The organism is Nonomuraea mangrovi, from assembly GCF_042681425.1.
In the GTDB taxonomy this organism is placed as follows: Bacteria; Actinomycetota; Actinomycetes; order Streptosporangiales; family Streptosporangiaceae; genus Nonomuraea; species Nonomuraea mangrovi.
Map to the genome: position 1 here is coordinate 154,506 of NZ_JBHUFV010000007.1, position 18,884 is coordinate 173,389.

The window sequence follows — 18,884 nt, forward strand, 5'->3', positions numbered from 1 at the left end:
GGGCCGGAGAGCGCGTGGGTGGGCACGGGGGCATTGACAGCCGGCCCGTGCGCGCTGGAGCGTGATGCACGCGGGCCACGAGTCATCGCATCGCACCCGTCCACGAGCCGAGCGGCTGCGAATGACCAGTATGCGGATGGTGACGGGAGGGCACATGCGGTCGGAGCCGGAGTCGGAACGGGACCGGTCGGGCGACGGCCGAAGTCCCGGGTTGGAGGAACTGCTGGGCCGGGTGGCCCGCGGCGACCGTTCCTCGTTCGAGCAGGTCTACGAGCTGGTGGCGGCACGAGTCTTCGGCATGGTGGTCCGCGTTCTGCGCGATCGGGCGCAGAGCGAGGAGGTCGCGCAGGAGGTCCTCGTGGAGGTGTGGCGCAACGCCGCCCGCTACGAGCCCGGTCGCGGTTCGGCCATGGCCTGGATCATGACGATCGCCCATCGCCGCGCCATCGACAGGGTTCGCTCGGCCAGCGCGGTCACCGAGCGCGAGGACAGGGTCGCGCGCATGGACGTGCGCAGGCCCTTCGACGAGGTCGCCGAGTCGGTGGAGAACAGCCTGGAGCGTGAACGGCTGCGCAGGTGCCTGACGGGATTGACGGAGCTGCAACGGGAGTCGGTGACGTTCGCCTACTTCGGCGGTTACTCCTACCGTGAGGTCGCCGAGCTGCTCAAGGTTCCGCTCGGCACCGTGAAGGCCCGCATGCGCGACGGCCTCATCCGGTTGCGCGATTGCCTGGGAGTGGAGCGATGAACGGCGGGCAGGACGTGCACATGCTGGCGGGCGCCTACGCGCTGGACGCCATCGACGACGAGTTGGAGCGCAGGCGCTTCGAGGCGCACCTCGACGGGTGCGGCGACTGCGCGCAGGAGGTCAGAGGGCTCGCCGAGACGACCGCCCGCCTCGGCCAGGCGATGGCCCAGACGCCACCGCCCGAGCTGAGGAGCCGGGTGATGGCCGAGATCGGCCAGGTGCGGCAGCTTCCTCCGGTCGTGGCGCGGCCGGGATCCCGCCACAGGTTCGCCCGGCGGAGGGTGGACGGACGGGTCGCCAAGGCGGTCGCCGCTGTGGGAGTGGCCGCGGCGGTCGCGCTGGGCGCGCTCGCCTACCAGGCCAGGACCGAGCTGGACGATCTGCGCGCGGCCAACAGGCAGGTGGAGGCGGTTCTGGCCGCGCCCGACGCGCGGCGGGCGAGCGTCAAGGAAGGGCAGGGCGTCGAAGGCACCGTGGTGCTCTCCCGCTCGACGGGGCGGATGGTGTTCATCGCCTCGGGTCTCGAGCCGCTTCCCGGTGACAAGACCTACCAGCTCTGGCAGCTCTCGCCTGGGCAGGCGCATCCGGCCGGGTTGCTGCGACCGGATGACAGCGGCTACACGGCGCCGACGCTGGCCGTACCGGTGTCGGGGGCGACGTCGGTCGGGCTGACCGTCGAGCCGGCGGGCGGCTCGGCCGCCCCGACCACGACTCCGCTGCTGGTGATGGACATCCCGGCCGCCTGACCTGGATGCCTGTCACCGCTCCGCATCGGTGGCAGGCCGATGGGCGAGGTAGGCCGAGGTCAGCGACGTGTGGTCACCGTCGAAGATCGCGATCGTGCCCGCGCGGGGCGCCAGCCCCGTGCCGCACCCGATCTCCAGCACGGTGGCCGTGGGCGCCAGCGCCCTCCAGCGGATGGCGCTGGTACCAGCTCGGACCGAACAGCCGGATCTCGTCGACCCCGCCGATCAGCGCCGTGAAGTGGGGCTGCTCACTGCGCGGACCTACCCGGGGCCCCGCCTGCCTCGCGGGGTCTTCCCGGCCCGCTCAGTCGAGGGCGACCGCGGACACCTTGGTGTGGATCTCGGACACCAGGAACAGCCGCTGCCCGCCGAGCCTGAACAGCGAGGTGTGGGCCAGCCCGATGAGGTCGCGCGAGTAAGCGGGCCCCATGGCGCCACCCGATCCGTCGGAGAGCTTCAGCCGGTACGGCTGGGGCGGCTCCTCGTAGGTTCCGTCCCGCATGACCACGACGGTCTCGCGGTCGATCGCGACGGGGATCGCGGTCGCCTCCTCGCCCAGGCTCCTGCTCCAGAGCAACTCGGCCTTCGGGAGGTCGATCGCCACGACGGCGTTGCTGGAGCGGTAGTCGTTGACCCTGCGCTCCTTCGTGATCGTCACCATGGTGCGGCCGGTGACGAGCGTCCTGAACCGGCCGCGATCGGTGCCGGTGAGACCCACGGCGGACATGTCGAGCGTGCCGTACTCGCCGGTCTGCGGGATCGTCGTGACCCGCTTCCCGTCCTTGCCGAGGACCAGGTAGCGCGGCTCGCCCATGACGGCGGCCAGCACGACGGGTTCGGCCGCGACCAGCCAGGTGGCCACGCCCGAGTCGCGGCCCACCTGCTCGGCGGTCAGGTCGGTCCGCCAGCGCCTGGCGCCGGTCGAGGCGTTCACGCCGAGCACCGCCACGGGGTAGGCCCTGTCACACGAGGCGAGCATGACGGCGCCGTCGGGCGCGGCCAGCACGTCGGTGAAGGCGCAGGAGCCACCGTCGCCCTTGCCGCGCGTGTCCTTGGTCTCCCAGCGTTTGGCGCCGTCCGCCAGGTCGTATCCGACGGCGCTGGAGCCGTATGCGACGACGACGGCCCGTCCCACGATCGCGAGTGAGGTCCGGTCGGGCGGGGACAGGCCGCCTCTGCGCAGTGAGCGGTAGTTGCCGGTGTCCCTGAGGTCGGCGCTCCACAACCGCGTGCCGGTGGCGAGGTCGACGAGCGTGATCGCCGTGCAGTCCACGTGCGTCATGCCCTGAACCACCTCCGATGCCCTAATGGAGCCGTAGGCCAGGACCGCCGTGCCGTTCTGGGACTCCTGGCCGACGCCGCAGAACTTCCCGCCGTCGGGAGGCGGCAGCTTCCAGCGCGGCTTGCCTGTTACGGCGGCGCGGGCGACCACGCCGGCGGCGTCCGCGCGGACGAGGAGTCCGGCGGCGAGCCACGAACCGAACGATCCCGCGTGTCCCCCACGATCCCTGGCGGTGGCGGCCACCGCCCACGCCTGCTTGCCGGTCAGTTCGGCTCGCACGCTCGGGGAGGCCTGCGCCGCCGGCTCGTCGCGGGAGCCGCCGTCGGCCGGGGAGCCGGCGCCGCCGTCCCACGGGCGTGCGAGGACGACGACGGCTCCCGCCACCACGACCGCCAGGAGCACGACGCCGGCCAGGGCGGGAACGAGCCCGCCCCTGCCTCGGCGGGGCCCCTGCGGAGGTCGCGGATACGGAGGTCGCGGGTATGGAGGCTGTCGGTACGGCGGTCGCCGATCCCCCTGATGCACAGCAGTCACCTTAGTAACGGGACCGAGACAATGGGCTCAAGCGGGACCTCTTCCGCGAGCCGACCAGCGGAGGCGCGGCGTCCCGTGCCCACCACCCAATACGGCTCGGCCGGCCGGCTGCCATGTGCGCTCGGCCGCCGCCGCGTCTACGGAGGGCAGGCGGTGGAGGGTGGCCGGCCGTCCTCGACTGTCGCGATGGGGTCGCCGGCGAGATGGCGCAGCGCGTCCCTCAGCACGGTGCGCGCGGTGTCGTCGAGCCCGGCCAGCAGCCGGTCCTCGATCGCCTGGATGGCGGCCCGAGCGGCCTGGAGCGCGTCGTTTCCCGTGGGGGTGACCTCGATGATGCGCGCCCGGCGGTCGGCCGGGTCGGGGCGGCGCTGGACCAGGCCGGCGCCTTCGAGCTCGTCCAGGATGACGACCAGCTTGCTCTTGTCGACCGATATGGCCTGAGCGAGGGCGAGCTGGGTGGGGGCGGGAGCCTCGACGACCGCCATCAGCACCGTGTAGCCCCACAGGCTCATCCCGTGCTCGACCACGGCCGCGGCCTCCGCCGTGGCCAGCCCCTGCTTGAGCCGGGCGAAAAGCCAGTGGAGGTCATCGTGCAACGAGCCGGCGGTCATGGCCCTCATAGTAGCAAGAACAAATCTTCTTGACTTGAAACCATCTTGTTCTATATTGATTTCAATCTCAGATCATCTGAAGCGAGGAGTAATTTTCGATGGACACTGATCTCAACGGCCGCGTGGTCATGGTCACCGGCGCGTCGAGCGGGATCGGCGCCGCCACCGCCCGCGCCTACGGGCGAGAGGGCGCCCGAGTGGCGATCACCTACCGATCCGGGAGGGACAGGGCCGAGAAGGTCGCGGCGGACGTCGAGGCGGCGGGCGGGCAGGCCCACGTCGTCCCCCTCGACCTGGACGATCCCCCGAGCATCGATCGGGCCGTCGCGGACGTCATCGAACACTGGGGCGGCATCGACGTCCTGGTGGCCAATGCCGTCCAATGGGGCGGTGACGGGCCGCCTGACCCGTCCACCAGGTTCGAGGACGTCCCGGTGGCGGCATGGGAGTCGATGACCCGGGCCAACCTGGTCGGGACCGCGGCCTCGGTGCGCGCGGTCCTGCCCGGCATGCGCGCGAAGGAGTGGGGCCGCATCGTGCTGATCTCCTCGGGCGTCGCCGAGGAAGGCCTGCCGGGACCAGGCCCCTACGGCACCGCCAAGGCGGGACTGTACGGGCTCGCCCGCGGCCTCGCGTGGAACGCCGGCAGGGACGGGATCCTGGTCAACGTCGTGGCGCCGGGCCTGACCCTGACCGAGAGCCGCCCCGGCATCCCGCAGGCCGTCCTCGACACGCTCGCCGCCGCCACCCCGAGCCGCAGGCTGTCCGACCCCGACGACGTGGCCAGGCTGATCGTCTTCCTGGGGTCGGGGGCCAACGGCAACCTCACCGGCGAGCTGGTCCGCGAAGGATCCTCAGCGGCCCGCGCGCCCCACATCGGCGGCTGACCCGACGCGCCCACCACCGGCCCGGCGGGCGACGTCCCCCGCCGCGAAGACTCTCGGAGCGGCCGCCGGGCACGGGTCGACGCTCACCCTCATGACGGGCTCCCCCTTCACCAGGCGACCGGCAGCGCGTGCGCGCCGTAGACGGCCATGTCCGTGCGCAGCGGGATCTCCTCGCCGTCCGCCGCGAGACGCAGGCCGGGGAAGCGGCGCAGCAGGGCGGGGTAGGCGAGACGCATCTCGATCCTGGCCAGCTGCCGGCCCAGGCACTGGTGGATGCCGTGGCCGAACGCGAGGTGTCCCGGGCCTGTTCTCCGGGTCGAAGGACTCCGAGCCGGCGATGCGGCTCACCCCCGTCCGCAGCAGGCTGGTCGCGGCGGTCCCCGCCCTGCGGGCGCGGTGAACGGGCTCCAGATGCTCGACACGTCGGCGCCCGCCGGGTCGCGACCTCGGGGACACAATTCCTTACAGCGTAATGTATTCTCTTCCTCGGGAACGGCTTACGCCGTATAGAGATCATGGAGAGGACGAGCACATGCCATCCGCGACCCTTCACGACGGATCCACGATCGAGATGGAGATCCACGGCGCAGGACCGACCCTCCTCCTGCCGGTCAACCCCGCGCCGGCGGAGGAAGGCCCCCAGGCCGAGGAGATGCGCAAGTGGGGCGCCGACCCCTCTCTCGGCCACTCCCTCATCACCGGGCTGAGCGACGCGTTCCGCGTCGTGGCCTTCGACTACGAAGGGCACGTCCTGAGCGTGCCGAAACCCGACACGCTCACCCCCGACAACATCGCGGCGGATGTGCTCGCCATCGCCGACGCGGCGGGCGCCGACCGCTTCGCCTACTACGGGTACTCGTGGCTGGCCGTGCTCGGCATCCAGCTCGCGATCCGCACCGATCGCCTCACGGCGCTCGTCCTCGGCGGCTACCCGCCCGTCGACGGGCCCTACGGCGACATGCTCAAGGTGACCACCGCCGCCCACCGGATGGCCGTCGACAAGCCGGAACCGGCGTCCACCAAGGGGGAGCCGGGCGACTGGTCGAGCGTCACGGTGTCGATGTCGCACGACCAGACCCGCCAGTTCATGACGCTCTACCTGGCGCTGCGGGACTTCGACGACCGGGCCGCCCAGGACCGGATCACCTGCCCCAGGCTGTGCTTCGCCGGGTCGGCCGACACGATCGTGTACGGGCCCGAATGGGGGGACGCGCGCGTGGACATCGCCGGGCCCGTCCTCGCCGGGCGGGCCGAGCTCCAGCGGCTCGGCTGGCAGGTGCGCGTCCTCGACGGGCTCGACCACATGCAGGCCATGCAGGCGGGCCAGGTCCTTCCCGTCATCAGGCCGTGGCTGGCCGCCGAGCTCTCGTCAGTCGCGGGCTGACACCACGCGCCCCTGGCCGGAGGACCCGGGCGCGACCTGGTCGCGCCCGGGTTCGGCGAGGAGGGCCGTCGTCGGGAGGCGGGCCTCCACCAGGGTGCCGCCGCCTCGACGGGAGGTGATGACGCAGGAGCCGCCGAGCTCCGCCGCGCGCTCGCGCATCGACGACGTGCCGACGCCCGCCCTGCCGTCAGGACGCAGGCCCACGCCGTCGTCCTCGACGCCGACCACGAACTGCGCCGCCTCGCGGACCAGGGCGATCCTCACCGTGGAAGCCCCCGCGTGCCGCCGCACGTTCGTGACCGCCTCCTGCGTGATCCGGTACGCGGCCACCTCGACGGCCGCCGGCAGGTCGCCGAGCTCGCCGTCCACCGTCACCTCGACGGCCGTCCCCGCCTCGCCGATCGTGGCCAGCGTCGCCTCCGCGAGCTGCCGCACCGCCTCCGCCAGGCCGAGGTCGTCGAGCGCGGGCGGCCTCAGGCCGTACACCAGCTCGCGGATGTCGCCCGTGACCGCCTCCATCCCGGAATGCAGGTCCTTGAGCAGGTCGTCCGCGGTGCCGGGGGCGCGCTTGATGCTGATGCGGGCGATGTTGATCGTCATGGCCATCGCGCCCAGCGTCTGTCCGAGCCCGTCGTGCAGGTCGCGGCGCAGCCGCCGGCGTTCCTCCTCGCGGGCGGCTAGGATGCGCTCCCTCGAGCGCTGCAGATCGGCGGCCACGCGCGTGGCGTGCGCCACGTCGGCGACGTACGGCAGCAGCGTCGCGATGACCCGCTCGTCGTGCGCGGCGGCGAACCTGCGCGCCCCCGGGCGGCCGATGAGCAGGTGGCCGACCGGCTCGCCGTGCCAGACCAGGGAGATCTCGCGCGGTGCGGGGCCGGTGTCGCCGCTCTGGACGGACAGGCCGCCGGTCACCCGTACGGCCGCGCCGTCCACCGCCAGCCCGTCGCGCACGACCTCGACCACCACGCCCAGCGCCTCGGCAGGATCGGCCCGCCTGACCTCGTGCGTGAGCCGTTCGGCCAGGAGCCGGGGGTCGCCGACGGGACCGTACATCAGCCGGTCCACCGCCCGTTGCAGGGCGCGGCGCATCGGCTGGAAGAACGCTCCTGAGAACAGCGCCGCGGCGAGCCCCGCGACCTGGTGGTACTCGGCGACCAGCAGGCTCGACACGGCGCCCACGCCGAAGTAGACGCCGCTGACCGCCGCGATGAGACCCGCGGCCACGAAGGCGCGGCTGATGACGGTGTCGATGCCGAACAGCCGGTATCGCAGCACCGACGCCATGACGGCGACGGGGATCAGCCCGGTCCAGACGACGGCCGGCGCCCAGTAGTCGTCGCCGAGCAGCAGGAAGACTATGTAGATCGCGAACGCGACGAGCGGCCAGGCGATCTGGCGCCGGGTCGCGGGGTCGCCCCTGCGAAAGCGGGTGACGAGCGCGAGCAGTGCCACGACGACGCACACCTCCATGGCGAGGTAGGCCGCCTCGTAGAGCTGGGCGTGGACCGGCGCGAGCGCCTCGATCTTCAACGGGTTGGGGATGACCGTGGGACGCGGCAGCGCGGCGGGAGGGGGCTTGGGCCGGACGGCGAGGAGGAAGGCGAGCGTGGCGAACACGACCGTGCTCACCACGAGATGCACCCTCCACCGGGGCGAGGGCAGCCTGCCGTCCGGCGAGAGCAGCGGCACCAGCATCGCGAGTGTCCCGCCGCCCAGCGCCCACGCGGTGGTCGAGACGATGCGCAGCACGCCCGCCGCGTCCAGCGATCCCGCGCCCGCCGCGTGGAACATCAGCATCGCGGTGGCGACGCTGATCGCGGCGGCGAAGCCACCTGCGCACATGAGCCAGCCGACGACGAGCCGCGGCCGCCGCGACACCACGAAGGCGCCGACGAGAGGGAACGCGAGCCCGGCCGTGTGGTCGGGCGTGGCGGGGACGTTGGGCCGCCATGCCGCGGGCAGCCGCGCCTGGATCAGGAACGCCGCCACCACGGCGAACAGGGACATGACCGCGACACTCCACGCGACGACGCGCGTCCACGCAGCTCCCCGACCTTCCACCCGGGGATTATGTCCGGAATGAGGCGGCGCCCGCCAGCCAGGGCGCGCCACCGCTTCCGGACGGCGCGAGCGCCCAGGTCAGTCCCTCCCCTGCCAGGTCGTCACGCAGGCCTCGTTGCCCTCAGCGTCGGCCAGGACCCAGAAGGCGGGCGCCGCTGTGTCGGACAGCAGCACGCCGCCGGCCGCCAGCGCGGCCTTGATGCGGAGTGGGGCCTCGTCGTGCGGGACCGAAATGTCGAAGTGGATCCTGTTGCGCTGCGGCCGAGGCGCGTCCATCTGCTGGAACCAGATCGCGGGTCCCTGTCCGACGGGGTCGACGAGGGGATCCTCGGGCCCTGACGCGCCCGCCTCGTCGGTGTAGCCCATCACGGCCTTCCAGAACGGGCGGATCCCGGCGATGTCGAGGGCGTCGATCGCGATCTCGACGATCTGCACCGACCGCGGGCCCTGGTCGCCGATCTCGGCGTCGGCGCGCAGCCCCAGCTCGCTCACGGCCGCGGAGATCCGGCGGGCGAGCTCGACCTCCAGCGGCGTCACCCAGCCCGTGGCGAGGGACTGGAGCGTGAGGACCACCCGATCCGCGCGCACGTCCATCCACAGGCTTCCGTCGCCGTCACCGCCCGCCATGGCCGCAGCGCGGGCCGCGACCTCGGCCGCCTGCGCCAGCGACCTCACGGGCACCGACGTGCGCGCGGCTCCCAGCACGAAGCGCCAGCCCGAGCCGCCGATCGCGTCCGAGATCTCCCGCCTGCTCAGTCTCAGTGTCATGCCGACATGATCCCAGCGGCTCAGGCGCCGGCGACCTCGTCGTAGGTGAGCCGGGACTTCGCCACGTACTCGCGGTGCTCCTCGGCCCACCTGATGAGCGAGCTGACCTCGACCGACAGCGTCGCGCCCGCGGGCGTCAGCTCGTAGTCCACCCTCGGTGGGGACGTCGGCGTCACGGTCCTGGCCACCAGCCCGTCTCGCTCCAGGCTTCTCAGCGTCAGGGTCAGCATCCGCTGGGAGATCCCCTCGACGGCCCGCCGTAGCTCGGAGTAGCGCCGGGGCCCGGTGCCGAGCAGCGCCATGACCAGCACGCTCCACTTGTCGCCGACCCTGTCGAGGACGTCGCGCAGCTCGCAGGTCGCGGGCAGGTCGCGCACATCGATGTGCGTAGGGCTGGGCAATGTGCCGTCTTCCGTCATCCCGGCATTGTGCAACAGACTCAAGGCACGCACAAGAAGTAACCAACGCACAGAAGGTAAGGATGGATCGGATATGAGAGCGGTAGCGTTCCACGACTTCGGCGCCACCCCCACGAGCGTCGAGCTGCCCGTGCCCCAGCCCGCGGCCGGCGAGGTGCTCGTTCAGGTCACGGCCTCCTCCGTCAACGGGTTCGACCTGGCCGCACTGGGCGGCTACCTCAAGGGGGTGTACGAGTACGAGTTCCCCGTGGTGATCGGCAAGGACTTCGCCGGCAGGGTGGCGGCGACGGGCGAAGGAGTGACAGGACTGGCCGTCGGCGACGAGGTGTTCGGCGTCGTCCTGCGACCCACGCTCGGGCAGGGCGGCTTCGCCGAGTACGTGGCGGTGACCGCGGACCACGGCATCGCGCCCATCCCCGACGGGCTCGACCACGCCCGGGCGGGGGCGCTCGGGCTGGCGGGCACCGCGGCGCTCAACGCGGTCGACGCGGTGGCTCCGCTCGCGGGGGAGACGGCGCTCATCTCGGGCGCGACCGGCGGCGTCGGCGCGTTCGCGATCCAGTTGGCCGCCGCCCGCGGCGCCACCGTCATCGCCACCGCCGCCCCCGGCGAGCAGACCGCGTTCGTGACAGCGCTCGGTGCCCGCCACGCCGTCGACCCCGCCGACCTGGCCACGCGGGTGCGCGACCTCGCGCCTGACGGCGTGGCCGCCGCGCTGCATCTCGCAGGGGACGGCGACGCGGTCGCGGGACTGCTCGCCCCAGGTGGCCGGTTCGTCTCCACCATGCACCACGTCCCCGACACGACCGAGCTCGGCATCACGGCGAGCACGGTCATGGCCGCCCCGGACAGGGCGACGCTCGGCAGGCTCGCCGCCGACGTGGTCGCGGGCCGCCTCCGCGTCCCCGTCGCCAGGGTCTACCCCCTGGAGGAGAGCGGGCGCGCCATCGCCGACTTCACCGGCGGGACGCTGGGCAAGCTCGGCATCACCATCTAAATGACCGCATTCGTCCGAGCATGACCAGGTACGGGAGCTATTTGACCGGTATTTATCGATCACGTGATTGGCCGCGCAGATGCCAGATCCTAATGTCACGTGTATGACGTCAGGAAGAGGTGGTGAGCGGGAGCGCATTCTCCAGGCCGCGACCAGGCTCTTCGCCGCGCTCGGCTACGACGCGACCGAGATCGTCCAGATCGCGGAGGCGGCGGGACTGAGCACGAAGGCCGTGAGCTCGCAGTTCGGCGCCAAGCGGGATCTCTACCTCGCGGTCATGGAACGCGCCCACGCCTCACACGCGGCCGTCGTGGAAGAACGGGTCAAGGCCCTGCAGGCCGCCCCGCCCGCGGAGAAGGTGGCCGCGGTGCACCGGTTCATCGACGCCTACATCGACTTCGCCGCCGAGCATCCCGAGGTGCCCGCTCTCTGGATGCACCGGTGGCTGGCCGACGCCAGCGACGCAGGCAACCTCGAGGCGGAGTACGTGCAGCCGCTGGCCGAGTTCGCCATCGAGAACATCATCCCCGCCACGGAGGCGGAGGACGCCGACGTGCACTACACGATCAACACGCTTGTCTGGTGCGTGCACGGATTCGTTCTCAGCGGGGTGTTCGACGCGGCCGGGCGGCGGCGGGGCGCCGACGACCCGCGCGCGATGCGGCGCTTCCGCGCTCACATGCACCAGATGATCCACCGCACTCTCGGCCTGCCGGGGTCCCCTCCCCCGGCCCGCTGAGGATCCCGCCGTCCGTTGAGGATCCCTCTGCCCGTTGAGGATCTCGGCGTCACTTGAGGATCTCGGCGTCACTTGAGGATCTCGGCGTCACTTGAGGATCTCGGCGAAGGCCTCGACGAACGGGCGCTGCTCCTGGCCGACGTGGTGCAGGTAGATCTCGTCGAACCCCTGCTCGCCGTACGAGTGCAGGAGTTCCGCGTGGCGGCCCACGTCGGCAGAGACGTGCACGACCTCGGCCACCTTCTCGGGCGGGACGTCCTCGGAGACGATGTCGAACAGCTCCACGCTGTCCAGGTCCCAGCAGACCGGCGGCGGGAAGACGTTCGAGCGCCACTGGTCGTGGGCCAGCGACAGCGCCTCCTGCTCGGTGGGAGCCCAGCTCAGATGAACCTGTACTCGCAGCGGGCCGCGCCCGCCCGCCTCCCTGTAGGCCCGTGCCACACCCGCCGCCTGGGGCCCGCCCACCGTGATCAGCCCGTCCGCCCATTCGGCGCACCAGCGCGCGGTCGGCTCGCTCACCGCCGCGCCGACGAGTGCGGGCGGGTCGGCGGGCAGCGTCCACAGCCTGGCCCTGTCCACCGTGACGAGCCCGTCATGAGTGACCTCCTCCCCCGCCAGCAGCGCCCTGATCACATCCACGCACTCGCGCAGCCGCGCGTTGCGCACCTGCTTGCGCGGCCACCGCTCACCGGTGATGTGCTCGTTGGACGCCTCGCCGCTCCCGAGCGCCGCCCAGAACCTGCCTGGATACATGGCGGCGAGAGTGGCGACGGCCTGTGCGATGATCGCCGGGTGGTAGCGCTGACCTGGGGCGTTGACCACGCCGAACGGCAACGACGTGCGCTCGAGCGCGGCGCCGAGCCAGGACCAGGCGAACCCCGACTCACCCTGCCGGGCGCTCCACGGCGAGAAGTGGTCCGACGACATTGCCGCACCGAAGCCGGCCTCCTCCGCGGCCGCGACCGCGTCGAGGAGCGCCCTGGGCGAGACCTGCTCGTGCGAGGCGTGGAATCCGTAGGTAGGCATGGAGCCCCTGCTACCCGATCACGTTCGCGGCGAACCTCATGGGCCGTTGGCCTCGCGCTCGTCGCCCTTCAAGGGGGATGCTGGGTAGATGGCCGCATCCTCACGTTCGTGACATGGGAGGCGTCATGAATACCAAGGAGTGGACCGTCAAGATCCTCATCAGCGAGGACGACGAGGACAAGCGCACCTCGGCCACGGCCGTGCTGTACGCGCCCGACAACCGACGGCACGAGAGCGTCGGCTACGCCCGCCGCAACCCCGACGACCGGCCCGTCCCCGAGATCGGCGACGAGCTGGCGGCGGGGCGCGCGCTGATGGACCTGGCCGACAAACTCCTCGGCGACGGCGCCGAGGACATCGCCGAACTCTCGGGCCCTGCCCGAGCCGTCTGACGTTCGCCCGGCGCAGCCTCGAGGCGGGCCCCACCACCTGGCCGCCCGCCTTGTCGGCCTGCCCCGGCGACAGGTCCGGGCGGTGAGGCTCAGGCCCGGATGGGCGCGCCGACCGCGTGCAGGTGCCTGAGCATCTCCCTGTACGACTCGATCAGCCCCGTCTCGTAGTACGGCACGTCGATCTCGGCGCAGTGCCGCCGGACGATCGCCTGGGCCAGGCGCAGGTGCGGCGTCGGCATGTTCGGGAACAGGTGGTGCTCGATCTGGTAGTTCAGGCCGCCCATCGCCACGTCGACGAACCGGCCGCCGCGCACGCCGCGGGTGGTCAGCACCTGCCTGCGCAGGTAGTCCAGCTTCTCCCCCGGCTTCAGCGTGGGCATGCCCTTGTGGCCTGGAGCGAACACCGATCCCATGTAGACGCCCCAGAGCCCCTGGTGCACGGCGAAGAAGAGCAGCGCCTTGAGCGGAGAGAGCACCAGGAACAGCGCGCCGAGGTAGCCGAAGACGTGCAGCATGAGCAGGGCGCCCTCGACGAGCCGGTGCTTCGTGTTCGGCCTGAACAGCGCCCGGAAACCGGAGACGTGCAGGTTCAGGCCTTCGAGCAGCAGCAACGGATAGAACAGGAACGCCTGGCGGCGGCCGACGAACCTGGCGACCCCCCGGCTCACCCTGGCCTGGTCCGTGGACCACACCAGGATGTCGGGAGAGACGTCGGGGTCCAGCTCCTCGTGGTTGGGGTTGGCGTGGTGCCTGGTGTGCTTGTCCATCCACCAGCCGTATCCCATGCCCACGAGGAGGTTGCCGGCGACCCACCCGGCCAACCGGCTCGGGCGTTCGGTGCGGAAGACCTGGCGGTGGGCGATGTCGTGCCCCAGCAGCGCCACCTGGGCGAACACGATCGCGAAGAAGGCGGCCACGAGGATCTGCCACCAGGAGTCTCCGAGCGCGACGAAGGCGGCCAGTCCGCCGGCGTACAGGCCGCTGACCGCGACCATCCTGGCCGCGTAGTAGCCGGGCCGCCGCCGCATCAGCCCCGCCGCCGTCACGCGCTGGAGGAGCCGGGCGTAGTCGCTGCCGGTCGCGGGCCTGGCAGTCTGGTCAATGGTCATAGGGGCGAGTCTGTAGAAGATCCCGCACCCGGAGAATGCCGCTGTCCCCCGCGTGGGCAGGGGGGCCAGCACTACCGGCAGAGGAAGGCGAGGGCGTCGCGGGCGAAGCGCCTGTCGGTGAACGTGGCGTTGTGACCGCGGTTCTCGTACACCACGAGCCGGGCACGGGGAATGCCGTCGACGGTCTCCCTGGCCAGCTCGAGCGGGTAGACCAGGTCCTTCGCCCCCTGGATCAGCAGCGTGGGGGCGCTGATCCCGCCCAGTCCGGCGCCCAGGTCGAACCCGTCTTCGGCGTGCAGGACGGCGACCGCGTCGGTGCGGTCACCACGCGCGCCGTCCGACAGCCACAGCAGGGGCCGCAGCAGGAGCCTGCCCAGCGGCGAGGTGGTGACGATGTCGGCCAGCGCCGGGCTGGGACGCCGTCCGTCCAGGGCACGTGTCATGTAGGCGCGCTGCGCCCGGCGGCCGAGGGGGCCGAGGGTGCGTGCCGTACCGCCGAGGACCAGGCGGTCGACCAGCGCCGGGTGGTCGGCGGCGAGCTGCAGCGCGATGGACCCGCCGGTGGAGATGGCCAGCACGGGCACGGGGCCCTCGAACGCGGCGGCGAACCGCTCGGCGTACACCTGCGCCAGCTCGGGCATCGTGATCGTGGCAGGCAGCCCCACGGGCCGGTTGACCAGGCGCACGTCGAAGCGGGCGGCGAACGGCCGCAGCATCCGCATGGCCGACCAGCGGGCGCTCCCGGTGATCTCACCGCCCCGAGGAGTGAACAACAGGACGGCCAGCGGCGGCGCGCTCATGAGGTCAGCCCTTCGGTCACGGCGTCGATGAGCCGGTCCATCACCGCGGGGTAGAGCTCCTTGTCCAGGTGGTCGGCGTGCAGCGGGGTGAGCAGCACCGCGCGGAGGACGCCCAGCAGCACTTCAGGGTCGCCGTCGAGGTGGTCGCGCAGGAAGTCCAGCAGGCCGCCCATCGGACCGCCGGCCGCCACCGCCATGCGCTCGGGGGTGAGCCTGGCGGCGACGGCGGCCATCTCCTCGGGGTGCGCCATGAGCCTGCGGTAGAGCGGGTTGGCGTCCAGCTCGGCGACGGTGGCCCGCAGGAAGCGGCGCAGCGCGTCGCGCGGGTCACCGCCGCCGAGCAGCGCCTCGTCGATGAGACGCCGTCTGACCTGCTCGTTCTGTCGGAGCGCGGCCTCGAAGTAGAGGTCCTCCTTGGAGGGGAAGAAGGCGTAGAGCGAGGTCTTCGCGATCCCGGCGGGAGCGGTCAGCTCCTCCAGCGAGGTCTTGCGCAGTCCCTGCGTGGCGAACAGACGCGTGGCGGTGTCGAGCAGGCGCTCGGTGATCCGCTCCCGTTCCTCTTCGGTGAAGGCGGCCGGCATGGCTATCTCCATATAAACGAAATGGTTTTTCGTTCATAGTAGTCCTACGCGTCCGGCCGCGGTCAGCCGAGCGGTGCTCGGGCGAACTCCCTCATGCCCTCCCCGAACCCGATGGCGGCGGTGAACCCCAGTTCCTTGCCCGCGAGGGACGGCGAGGCCACGATGTGGCGCACGTCGCCGAGCCGGTACTCCCCCGTCGTGACCGGCTCGGGCCCGCCCCGCTCGGCGGCCAGCGCCGCGGCCATCTCGCCCACGGTGTGCGGCTCGCCGCTGGCGACGTTGTAGGCGGCCAGCGTGCCGGGTCTGCCCGCGTCGAGCGCGGCCACGTTCGCTCTCGCCACGTCGCGTACGTGCACGAAGTCGCGGCGCTGCCCGCCGTCCTCGAAGACCCTCGGCGCCCTGCCCGCCTCCAGGGCGGAACGGAAGATCGCCGCCACTCCCGAGTACGGCGTGTCCCTCGGCATGCGCGGGCCGTACACGTTGTGATAGCGCAGCGCCACCGCCACGCCGCCGGTCTCCCTGGCCCAGTTGGCGGCCAGGTGCTCCTGGGCGAGCTTGGTCGTGGCGTAGGCGTTGCGCGGATCCATCGGCGCGTCCTCCCCGATCGACGCGGATGTGAGCGCCGCTCCGCATCGTGGGCAACGCGGCTCGAAGAAGCCCCGTACCAGGTCGTCCTCCGCGCGGGCGGCCGGACGGACCGCGCCGTGCTCGGCGCAGTCGTAGGCGCCCTCGCCGTACACCACCATCGACGAGGCGAGCACCAGCCTGCCGACACCGTGCCTCGCCATCGCGGCCAGGAGGACGGCGGTTCCGTACACGTTGACGGCGGCGTAGTCGGGCAGGTCGGCCACGTCGACGCCCAGCCCGACCTTGGCCGCCTGATGCACGACGACCTCCGCGCCGGGCATCAGCCTGTCCACGGCCGCACCGTCCCTGACGTCGGCGCCCGCCCGCAGGTCGAGGCCGGCCACCTCATGGCCGGCCTCGGTCAAGGCCTCGGCGACGTGACTTCCGATGAACCCGGCCGAGCCGGTGAGCAGTACCTTCACGCCGCCGAGACTAGGCCGATCCCTCTCTCCGGGGCAGTACCCGGCGAAAGACGTCAGCGGACGGTAAGGACCGGGCGGTACGGCGAGCGCCGAACCGCCCGGGTGGAGCTATCCGCAGTGCTCGAAGGGGCTGTCGTAGACGGACGAGCCCGCCTTGCCGCCCCACTTGACGCACTTGTCGGCCGCGCTGGCGCGCACCGGGCCCGCGTAGTACTCGAAGCTGCCGCTGTCGGTGACGCGTGCCTTGCCCTGCACCTCCAGGTAGGCGGTGGTGGCGGTGGGCGTGCCGAGCGAGGTCTTCTTGATCGTGGCGACGCAGTTGTTGCCGTTGCCCGAGTTGTACAGCAGGTAGACCGTGCCCGCCGTGCCCAGGGCCGCCGAGTCGATCACCTTGTAGCCGCTGCCGCACACCGACTCGGCGGTGTGCGGGTTGCCGCCGCCGCTTCCGCCGGTGACGTACTGCATGTACTTGGTCCAGTCCCAGTTCGGGCCAGGGTCGGTGTGGTCGGACTCGGGGACCTGGTTGTGCCCGACGATGTGGGTGCGGTCCTTGGGGATGCCGTACCGGTCGGCGATGTTGCGGGTCAGCGCCGCCGAGGCCCGGTACATCGAGTCGGTGAACCAGGAGGCGTTGTTGACGTAGCCCTCGTGCTCGATGCCCACCGAGCGCCTGTTGTAGGTGCCCGCGTGGAAGGCCCTGTCCTTCTCCCTGACCATCTGCGTGATGTCGCCGTCGGAGGAGCGGACGACGTAGTGCGCCGACGTGGGATTCGGCCTGGGACCGGTCTGGAACCAGGAGATCGTCCCGGCGTAGGAGCCCTGGGCCACGTGGATGACGATGCGGTCGATCACGTCGCTGGTGGGACGGTTGGAGACCGCGTAGTTGCTGCTGTGGGCGGGCACCCAGTGGGCCGACGGGTAGTCGACGGCCGCGGCGGCCAAGCTGCGGTTCAGGTCCTTGGCCTTGGCGTACGCGCCCCGGTCGGGCTGGACCGAGCGCGGCTGCACGGTGACGGTCTCGCCGTCGGGCGTGTCGGCGTCGACACCCTTGCCCAGCAGGTCGTAGACGGTGTCGGCGTACAGCCTGGCCACGTCGGGCGAGGCGGCGTTGCCGTACTTGGCCACCGCCGGGTACCACTTGGCCGCGTCCTTGCGTGCCGTGGCGTCCAGGCCGAGCTCGTCGGCGTAGGCGCGCAGGACGGCCGCGCCGCCGGCGATGTTGGCCGCGTCGTCGGCTTTCAGCGCGGAGGCGGGCTGGTTCGTCAGCGTGGCCGCCCGCTCCAGCGTGTGGACGGTGGGGTTGCTGACCAGGTGCATCACGCCGTAGCCGCCGCTCGCGCTGGGCTCGCCCTTGTGCCCGTCGAGGTGGGTCTCGGCGTAGGCGAGGGTGACCAGCAGGTCGCGCGGGACCTCGTAGGTCGTGGCCGCGCGGGCGAACGCGTCGGTCATGGGATCGGCGGCGACGGCGTTCGCCGGCTGTCCCATCAGGAGGGAAAGGGGGATGAGCGAGCCGGTCAGCAGGGCAGCCGAACGGCGGAGTCGAGCCTTCACAGGTTCTCCTCGGAGGATGGGGGGTCGATCGACGAAGCCGGCTCCCGCGCGGGGAGCCGGTGCTCGCGCGTCAACTGCCGCAGTGCTCGAAGGGGCTGTCGTAGACGGCCGAGCCGACCTTGCCGCCCCACTTGACGCACTTGCCGGGGGCGCTGCCGCGCACGGGGCCGGCGAAGTAGGCGAAGTTGCCGGTGTCGGCGGCGCGGGCCTTGCCCTGCACTTCGAGGTACGCGCTGACGGCGGTGGCCTGGCCCAGCGAGGTCTTCTTGATCGTGGCGACGCAGTTGCTGCCGTTGCCCGAGTTGTACAGCAGGTAGACGGTGCCGGCGGTGCCCAGGGCGGCCGAGTCGACGACCTTGTAGCCGCTGCCGCAGACGGACTGCGCGGTGTGCGGGTTGGTGCTGCCGCCGCCCCCTCCGCCGCCGCACTTGTTCTTCGACGTGAGGGTCTGCACGCCGGCCTGGTAGTTGAAGGTGGACCCGTTGAAGACGGCCTTGCGGATGTTTCCGGGGTAGCCGGTGCCCTGGCGCACCTCATAGTGCAGGTGCGGCGAGATGTTGTTGCCGGGCCTGCTGGTGTTGCCCACCGTGCCGATCTTCTGGCCCTGGGCGACGTGGGCGCCCGCGCTGACGGAGCGGTTGGTCAGGTGCGCGTAGAAGGTCTGCCAGCCGCCACCGTGGTCGATCTTGACCAGGTTGCCGAAACCGTTGAGGGACCCCTGGTGGGAGGAGATGACGACGGTGCCCGCCGCGGCGGCGACGACGGTGTCACCGCGGTCGGCGTCGGGCGTGCTGCCCCTGTTGAAGTCGATCTCGTAGGCCCTGTGCGCGCTGCTGCCGACGTTCTTGCCGGTCCAGGTCTGGCCGCAGGGGAAGGGGAGCTGGAAGTTGGTCGACGCCATGAGGGTCACCGACCGCTCGGTCACGTTGACCTCGTTCGGCGGGTCGTTGTTCTCGTCGGGCGTGGCGGTCGGGGCGGGCGTGGGGGTCTGCGTGGAGGTGGGGCTCGGCGAGGGGCTGGCCGGTGGGTTCGCGGCGGCCGCGGCCGTCGCGCCGGTGAGCCCGAGGATGCCGGGTAACAGGACACATCCAGCAGTGATCATCAGCTTGAGTCTCACGTTGATCCTTTCTGGATGCCGGTGGGCGTGCGGCCCCGCCGGCATGGAAGAGGTCGGCCGTCGCACCGCGCATGAGGTGCGGA

The 18,884-nt window shown here is 71.7% G+C and carries 20 protein-coding genes and 1 pseudogene; 7 read left to right on the forward strand and 14 right to left on the reverse strand.

Annotation, left to right across the window (positions count from 1 at the left end):
- Positions 1 to 154 precede the first annotated feature (154 nt).
- Both sigK and ACFSKW_RS06160 read left to right on the forward strand, forming a co-directional pair.
- On the forward strand, positions 155 to 748 hold the full coding sequence (gene sigK, locus ACFSKW_RS06155) for an ECF RNA polymerase sigma factor SigK (protein WP_379570056.1): 594 nt from the start codon (positions 155 to 157) through the stop codon (positions 746 to 748).
- The gene (locus ACFSKW_RS06160) at positions 745 to 1,494 is read left to right on the forward strand and encodes an anti-sigma factor (protein WP_379570058.1); all 750 of its coding nucleotides are present in this window, start codon (positions 745 to 747) and stop codon (positions 1,492 to 1,494) included. Before sigK ends, ACFSKW_RS06160 begins: the two co-directional genes overlap by 4 nt.
- Before the next feature lie 12 nt (positions 1,495 to 1,506).
- On the opposite strand, the gene ACFSKW_RS06165 is transcribed toward ACFSKW_RS06160, so the two are convergent.
- From ACFSKW_RS06165 to ACFSKW_RS06175, 3 genes are all read right to left on the reverse strand, one after another.
- Entirely contained in the window at positions 1,507 to 1,635 is a 129-nt protein-coding gene (locus ACFSKW_RS06165) for a hypothetical protein (RefSeq protein WP_379570060.1), read from the reverse strand.
- A gap of 163 nt (positions 1,636 to 1,798) precedes the next feature.
- Positions 1,799 to 3,178 carry an outer membrane protein assembly factor BamB family protein gene (locus ACFSKW_RS06170; RefSeq protein WP_379570062.1) on the reverse strand — a complete coding sequence of 460 codons (1,380 nt, stop codon included), beginning with the start codon at positions 3,176 to 3,178 and terminating at the stop codon, positions 1,799 to 1,801.
- A gap of 269 nt (positions 3,179 to 3,447) precedes the next feature.
- Positions 3,448 to 3,921: a MarR family winged helix-turn-helix transcriptional regulator gene (locus tag ACFSKW_RS06175; RefSeq protein ID WP_379570064.1), complete on the reverse strand. Its 474-nt coding sequence runs from the start codon at positions 3,919 to 3,921 to the stop codon at positions 3,448 to 3,450.
- 98 nt (positions 3,922 to 4,019) lie between these two features.
- On the opposite strand from ACFSKW_RS06175, the gene ACFSKW_RS06180 reads away from it, so the two are divergent.
- Positions 4,020 to 4,808 (forward strand): SDR family NAD(P)-dependent oxidoreductase, encoded by a 789-nt coding sequence (locus tag ACFSKW_RS06180; RefSeq protein WP_379570065.1) that lies wholly within the window; start codon positions 4,020 to 4,022, stop codon positions 4,806 to 4,808.
- Between the two features lie 107 nt (positions 4,809 to 4,915).
- Here the strand turns inward: ACFSKW_RS06180 and ACFSKW_RS06185 are convergent.
- Positions 4,916 to 5,122, reverse strand: a pseudogene (locus ACFSKW_RS06185) (cytochrome P450); the annotation flags it as partial.
- 218 nt (positions 5,123 to 5,340) lie between these two features.
- On the opposite strand from ACFSKW_RS06185, the gene ACFSKW_RS06190 reads away from it, so the two are divergent.
- Positions 5,341 to 6,192, forward strand: a complete 852-nt coding sequence (locus ACFSKW_RS06190; protein WP_379570066.1) for an alpha/beta fold hydrolase — start codon at positions 5,341 to 5,343, stop codon at positions 6,190 to 6,192.
- On the opposite strand, the gene ACFSKW_RS06195 is transcribed toward ACFSKW_RS06190, so the two are convergent.
- The 3 genes from ACFSKW_RS06195 to ACFSKW_RS06205 form a co-directional block, all read right to left on the reverse strand.
- Positions 6,178 to 8,199 (reverse strand): sensor histidine kinase, encoded by a 2,022-nt coding sequence (locus ACFSKW_RS06195; RefSeq protein ID WP_379570068.1) that lies wholly within the window; start codon positions 8,197 to 8,199, stop codon positions 6,178 to 6,180. The genes ACFSKW_RS06190 and ACFSKW_RS06195 overlap by 15 nt on opposite strands.
- 132 nt (positions 8,200 to 8,331) lie before the next feature.
- Positions 8,332 to 9,021 carry a VOC family protein gene (locus ACFSKW_RS06200; protein ID WP_379570070.1) on the reverse strand — a complete coding sequence of 230 codons (690 nt, stop codon included), beginning with the start codon at positions 9,019 to 9,021 and terminating at the stop codon, positions 8,332 to 8,334.
- Between the two features lie 20 nt (positions 9,022 to 9,041).
- Positions 9,042 to 9,440, reverse strand: a complete 399-nt coding sequence (locus tag ACFSKW_RS06205; RefSeq protein ID WP_379570072.1) for a winged helix-turn-helix transcriptional regulator — start codon at positions 9,438 to 9,440, stop codon at positions 9,042 to 9,044.
- A 73-nt stretch (positions 9,441 to 9,513) separates the two neighbouring features.
- Between ACFSKW_RS06205 and ACFSKW_RS06210 the strand changes: the two genes are divergently transcribed.
- Entirely contained in the window at positions 9,514 to 10,437 is a 924-nt protein-coding gene (locus ACFSKW_RS06210; protein ID WP_379570074.1) for an NADP-dependent oxidoreductase, read from the forward strand.
- Between the two features lie 103 nt (positions 10,438 to 10,540).
- The gene (locus tag ACFSKW_RS06215) at positions 10,541 to 11,176 is read left to right on the forward strand and encodes a TetR/AcrR family transcriptional regulator (RefSeq protein WP_379570076.1); all 636 of its coding nucleotides are present in this window, start codon (positions 10,541 to 10,543) and stop codon (positions 11,174 to 11,176) included.
- Positions 11,177 to 11,263: 87 nt separating this feature from the next.
- On the opposite strand, the gene ACFSKW_RS06220 is transcribed toward ACFSKW_RS06215, so the two are convergent.
- Complete coding sequence (locus ACFSKW_RS06220; protein ID WP_379570078.1) at positions 11,264 to 12,202, reverse strand: TIGR03885 family FMN-dependent LLM class oxidoreductase; 939 nt, start codon at positions 12,200 to 12,202, stop codon at positions 11,264 to 11,266.
- 125 nt (positions 12,203 to 12,327) lie between these two features.
- On the opposite strand from ACFSKW_RS06220, the gene ACFSKW_RS06225 reads away from it, so the two are divergent.
- On the forward strand, positions 12,328 to 12,594 hold the full coding sequence (locus tag ACFSKW_RS06225) for a DUF1876 domain-containing protein (RefSeq protein WP_379570080.1): 267 nt from the start codon (positions 12,328 to 12,330) through the stop codon (positions 12,592 to 12,594).
- A gap of 89 nt (positions 12,595 to 12,683) precedes the next feature.
- On the opposite strand, the gene ACFSKW_RS06230 is transcribed toward ACFSKW_RS06225, so the two are convergent.
- The 6 genes from ACFSKW_RS06230 to ACFSKW_RS06255 form a co-directional block, all read right to left on the reverse strand.
- Positions 12,684 to 13,703, reverse strand: coding sequence for a fatty acid desaturase family protein (locus ACFSKW_RS06230; RefSeq protein WP_379570082.1), 1,020 nt, complete (start codon positions 13,701 to 13,703; stop codon positions 12,684 to 12,686).
- A 71-nt stretch (positions 13,704 to 13,774) separates the two neighbouring features.
- Positions 13,775 to 14,503 carry an alpha/beta fold hydrolase gene (locus ACFSKW_RS06235; RefSeq protein WP_379570084.1) on the reverse strand — a complete coding sequence of 243 codons (729 nt, stop codon included), beginning with the start codon at positions 14,501 to 14,503 and terminating at the stop codon, positions 13,775 to 13,777.
- Entirely contained in the window at positions 14,500 to 15,084 is a 585-nt protein-coding gene (locus tag ACFSKW_RS06240; protein WP_379570086.1) for a TetR/AcrR family transcriptional regulator, read from the reverse strand. The genes ACFSKW_RS06235 and ACFSKW_RS06240 overlap by 4 nt, the downstream gene beginning before the upstream one ends.
- A gap of 62 nt (positions 15,085 to 15,146) precedes the next feature.
- Positions 15,147 to 16,124: an NAD-dependent epimerase/dehydratase family protein gene (locus ACFSKW_RS06245; RefSeq protein ID WP_431899624.1), complete on the reverse strand. Its 978-nt coding sequence runs from the start codon at positions 16,122 to 16,124 to the stop codon at positions 15,147 to 15,149.
- 117 nt (positions 16,125 to 16,241) lie between these two features.
- Positions 16,242 to 17,684 (reverse strand): N-acetylmuramoyl-L-alanine amidase, encoded by a 1,443-nt coding sequence (locus tag ACFSKW_RS06250; protein WP_379570090.1) that lies wholly within the window; start codon positions 17,682 to 17,684, stop codon positions 16,242 to 16,244.
- 70 nt (positions 17,685 to 17,754) lie between these two features.
- Positions 17,755 to 18,801 (reverse strand): M23 family metallopeptidase, encoded by a 1,047-nt coding sequence (locus tag ACFSKW_RS06255; RefSeq protein WP_379570092.1) that lies wholly within the window; start codon positions 18,799 to 18,801, stop codon positions 17,755 to 17,757.
- Between the last annotated feature and the right edge of the window lie 83 nt (positions 18,802 to 18,884).

Coding starts and splice junctions, on each gene's coding strand:
- sigK (WP_379570056.1), top strand. CDS start 155: ATGCGGTCGGAGCCGGAGTCGGAACGGGACCGGTCGGGCGACGGCCGA.
- ACFSKW_RS06160 (WP_379570058.1), top strand. CDS start 745: ATGAACGGCGGGCAGGACGTGCACATGCTGGCGGGCGCCTACGCGCTG.
- ACFSKW_RS06175 (WP_379570064.1), bottom strand. CDS start 3,921: ATGACCGCCGGCTCGTTGCACGATGACCTCCACTGGCTTTTCGCCCGG.
- ACFSKW_RS06180 (WP_379570065.1), top strand. CDS start 4,020: ATGGACACTGATCTCAACGGCCGCGTGGTCATGGTCACCGGCGCGTCG.
- ACFSKW_RS06190 (WP_379570066.1), top strand. CDS start 5,341: ATGCCATCCGCGACCCTTCACGACGGATCCACGATCGAGATGGAGATC.
- ACFSKW_RS06195 (WP_379570068.1), bottom strand. CDS start 8,199: ATGTCCCTGTTCGCCGTGGTGGCGGCGTTCCTGATCCAGGCGCGGCTG.
- ACFSKW_RS06200 (WP_379570070.1), bottom strand. CDS start 9,021: ATGACACTGAGACTGAGCAGGCGGGAGATCTCGGACGCGATCGGCGGC.
- ACFSKW_RS06205 (WP_379570072.1), bottom strand. CDS start 9,440: ATGACGGAAGACGGCACATTGCCCAGCCCTACGCACATCGATGTGCGC.
- ACFSKW_RS06210 (WP_379570074.1), top strand. CDS start 9,514: ATGAGAGCGGTAGCGTTCCACGACTTCGGCGCCACCCCCACGAGCGTC.
- ACFSKW_RS06215 (WP_379570076.1), top strand. CDS start 10,541: ATGACGTCAGGAAGAGGTGGTGAGCGGGAGCGCATTCTCCAGGCCGCG.
- ACFSKW_RS06220 (WP_379570078.1), bottom strand. CDS start 12,202: ATGCCTACCTACGGATTCCACGCCTCGCACGAGCAGGTCTCGCCCAGG.
- ACFSKW_RS06225 (WP_379570080.1), top strand. CDS start 12,328: ATGAATACCAAGGAGTGGACCGTCAAGATCCTCATCAGCGAGGACGAC.
- ACFSKW_RS06230 (WP_379570082.1), bottom strand. CDS start 13,703: ATGACCATTGACCAGACTGCCAGGCCCGCGACCGGCAGCGACTACGCC.
- ACFSKW_RS06235 (WP_379570084.1), bottom strand. CDS start 14,503: ATGAGCGCGCCGCCGCTGGCCGTCCTGTTGTTCACTCCTCGGGGCGGT.
- ACFSKW_RS06240 (WP_379570086.1), bottom strand. CDS start 15,084: ATGCCGGCCGCCTTCACCGAAGAGGAACGGGAGCGGATCACCGAGCGC.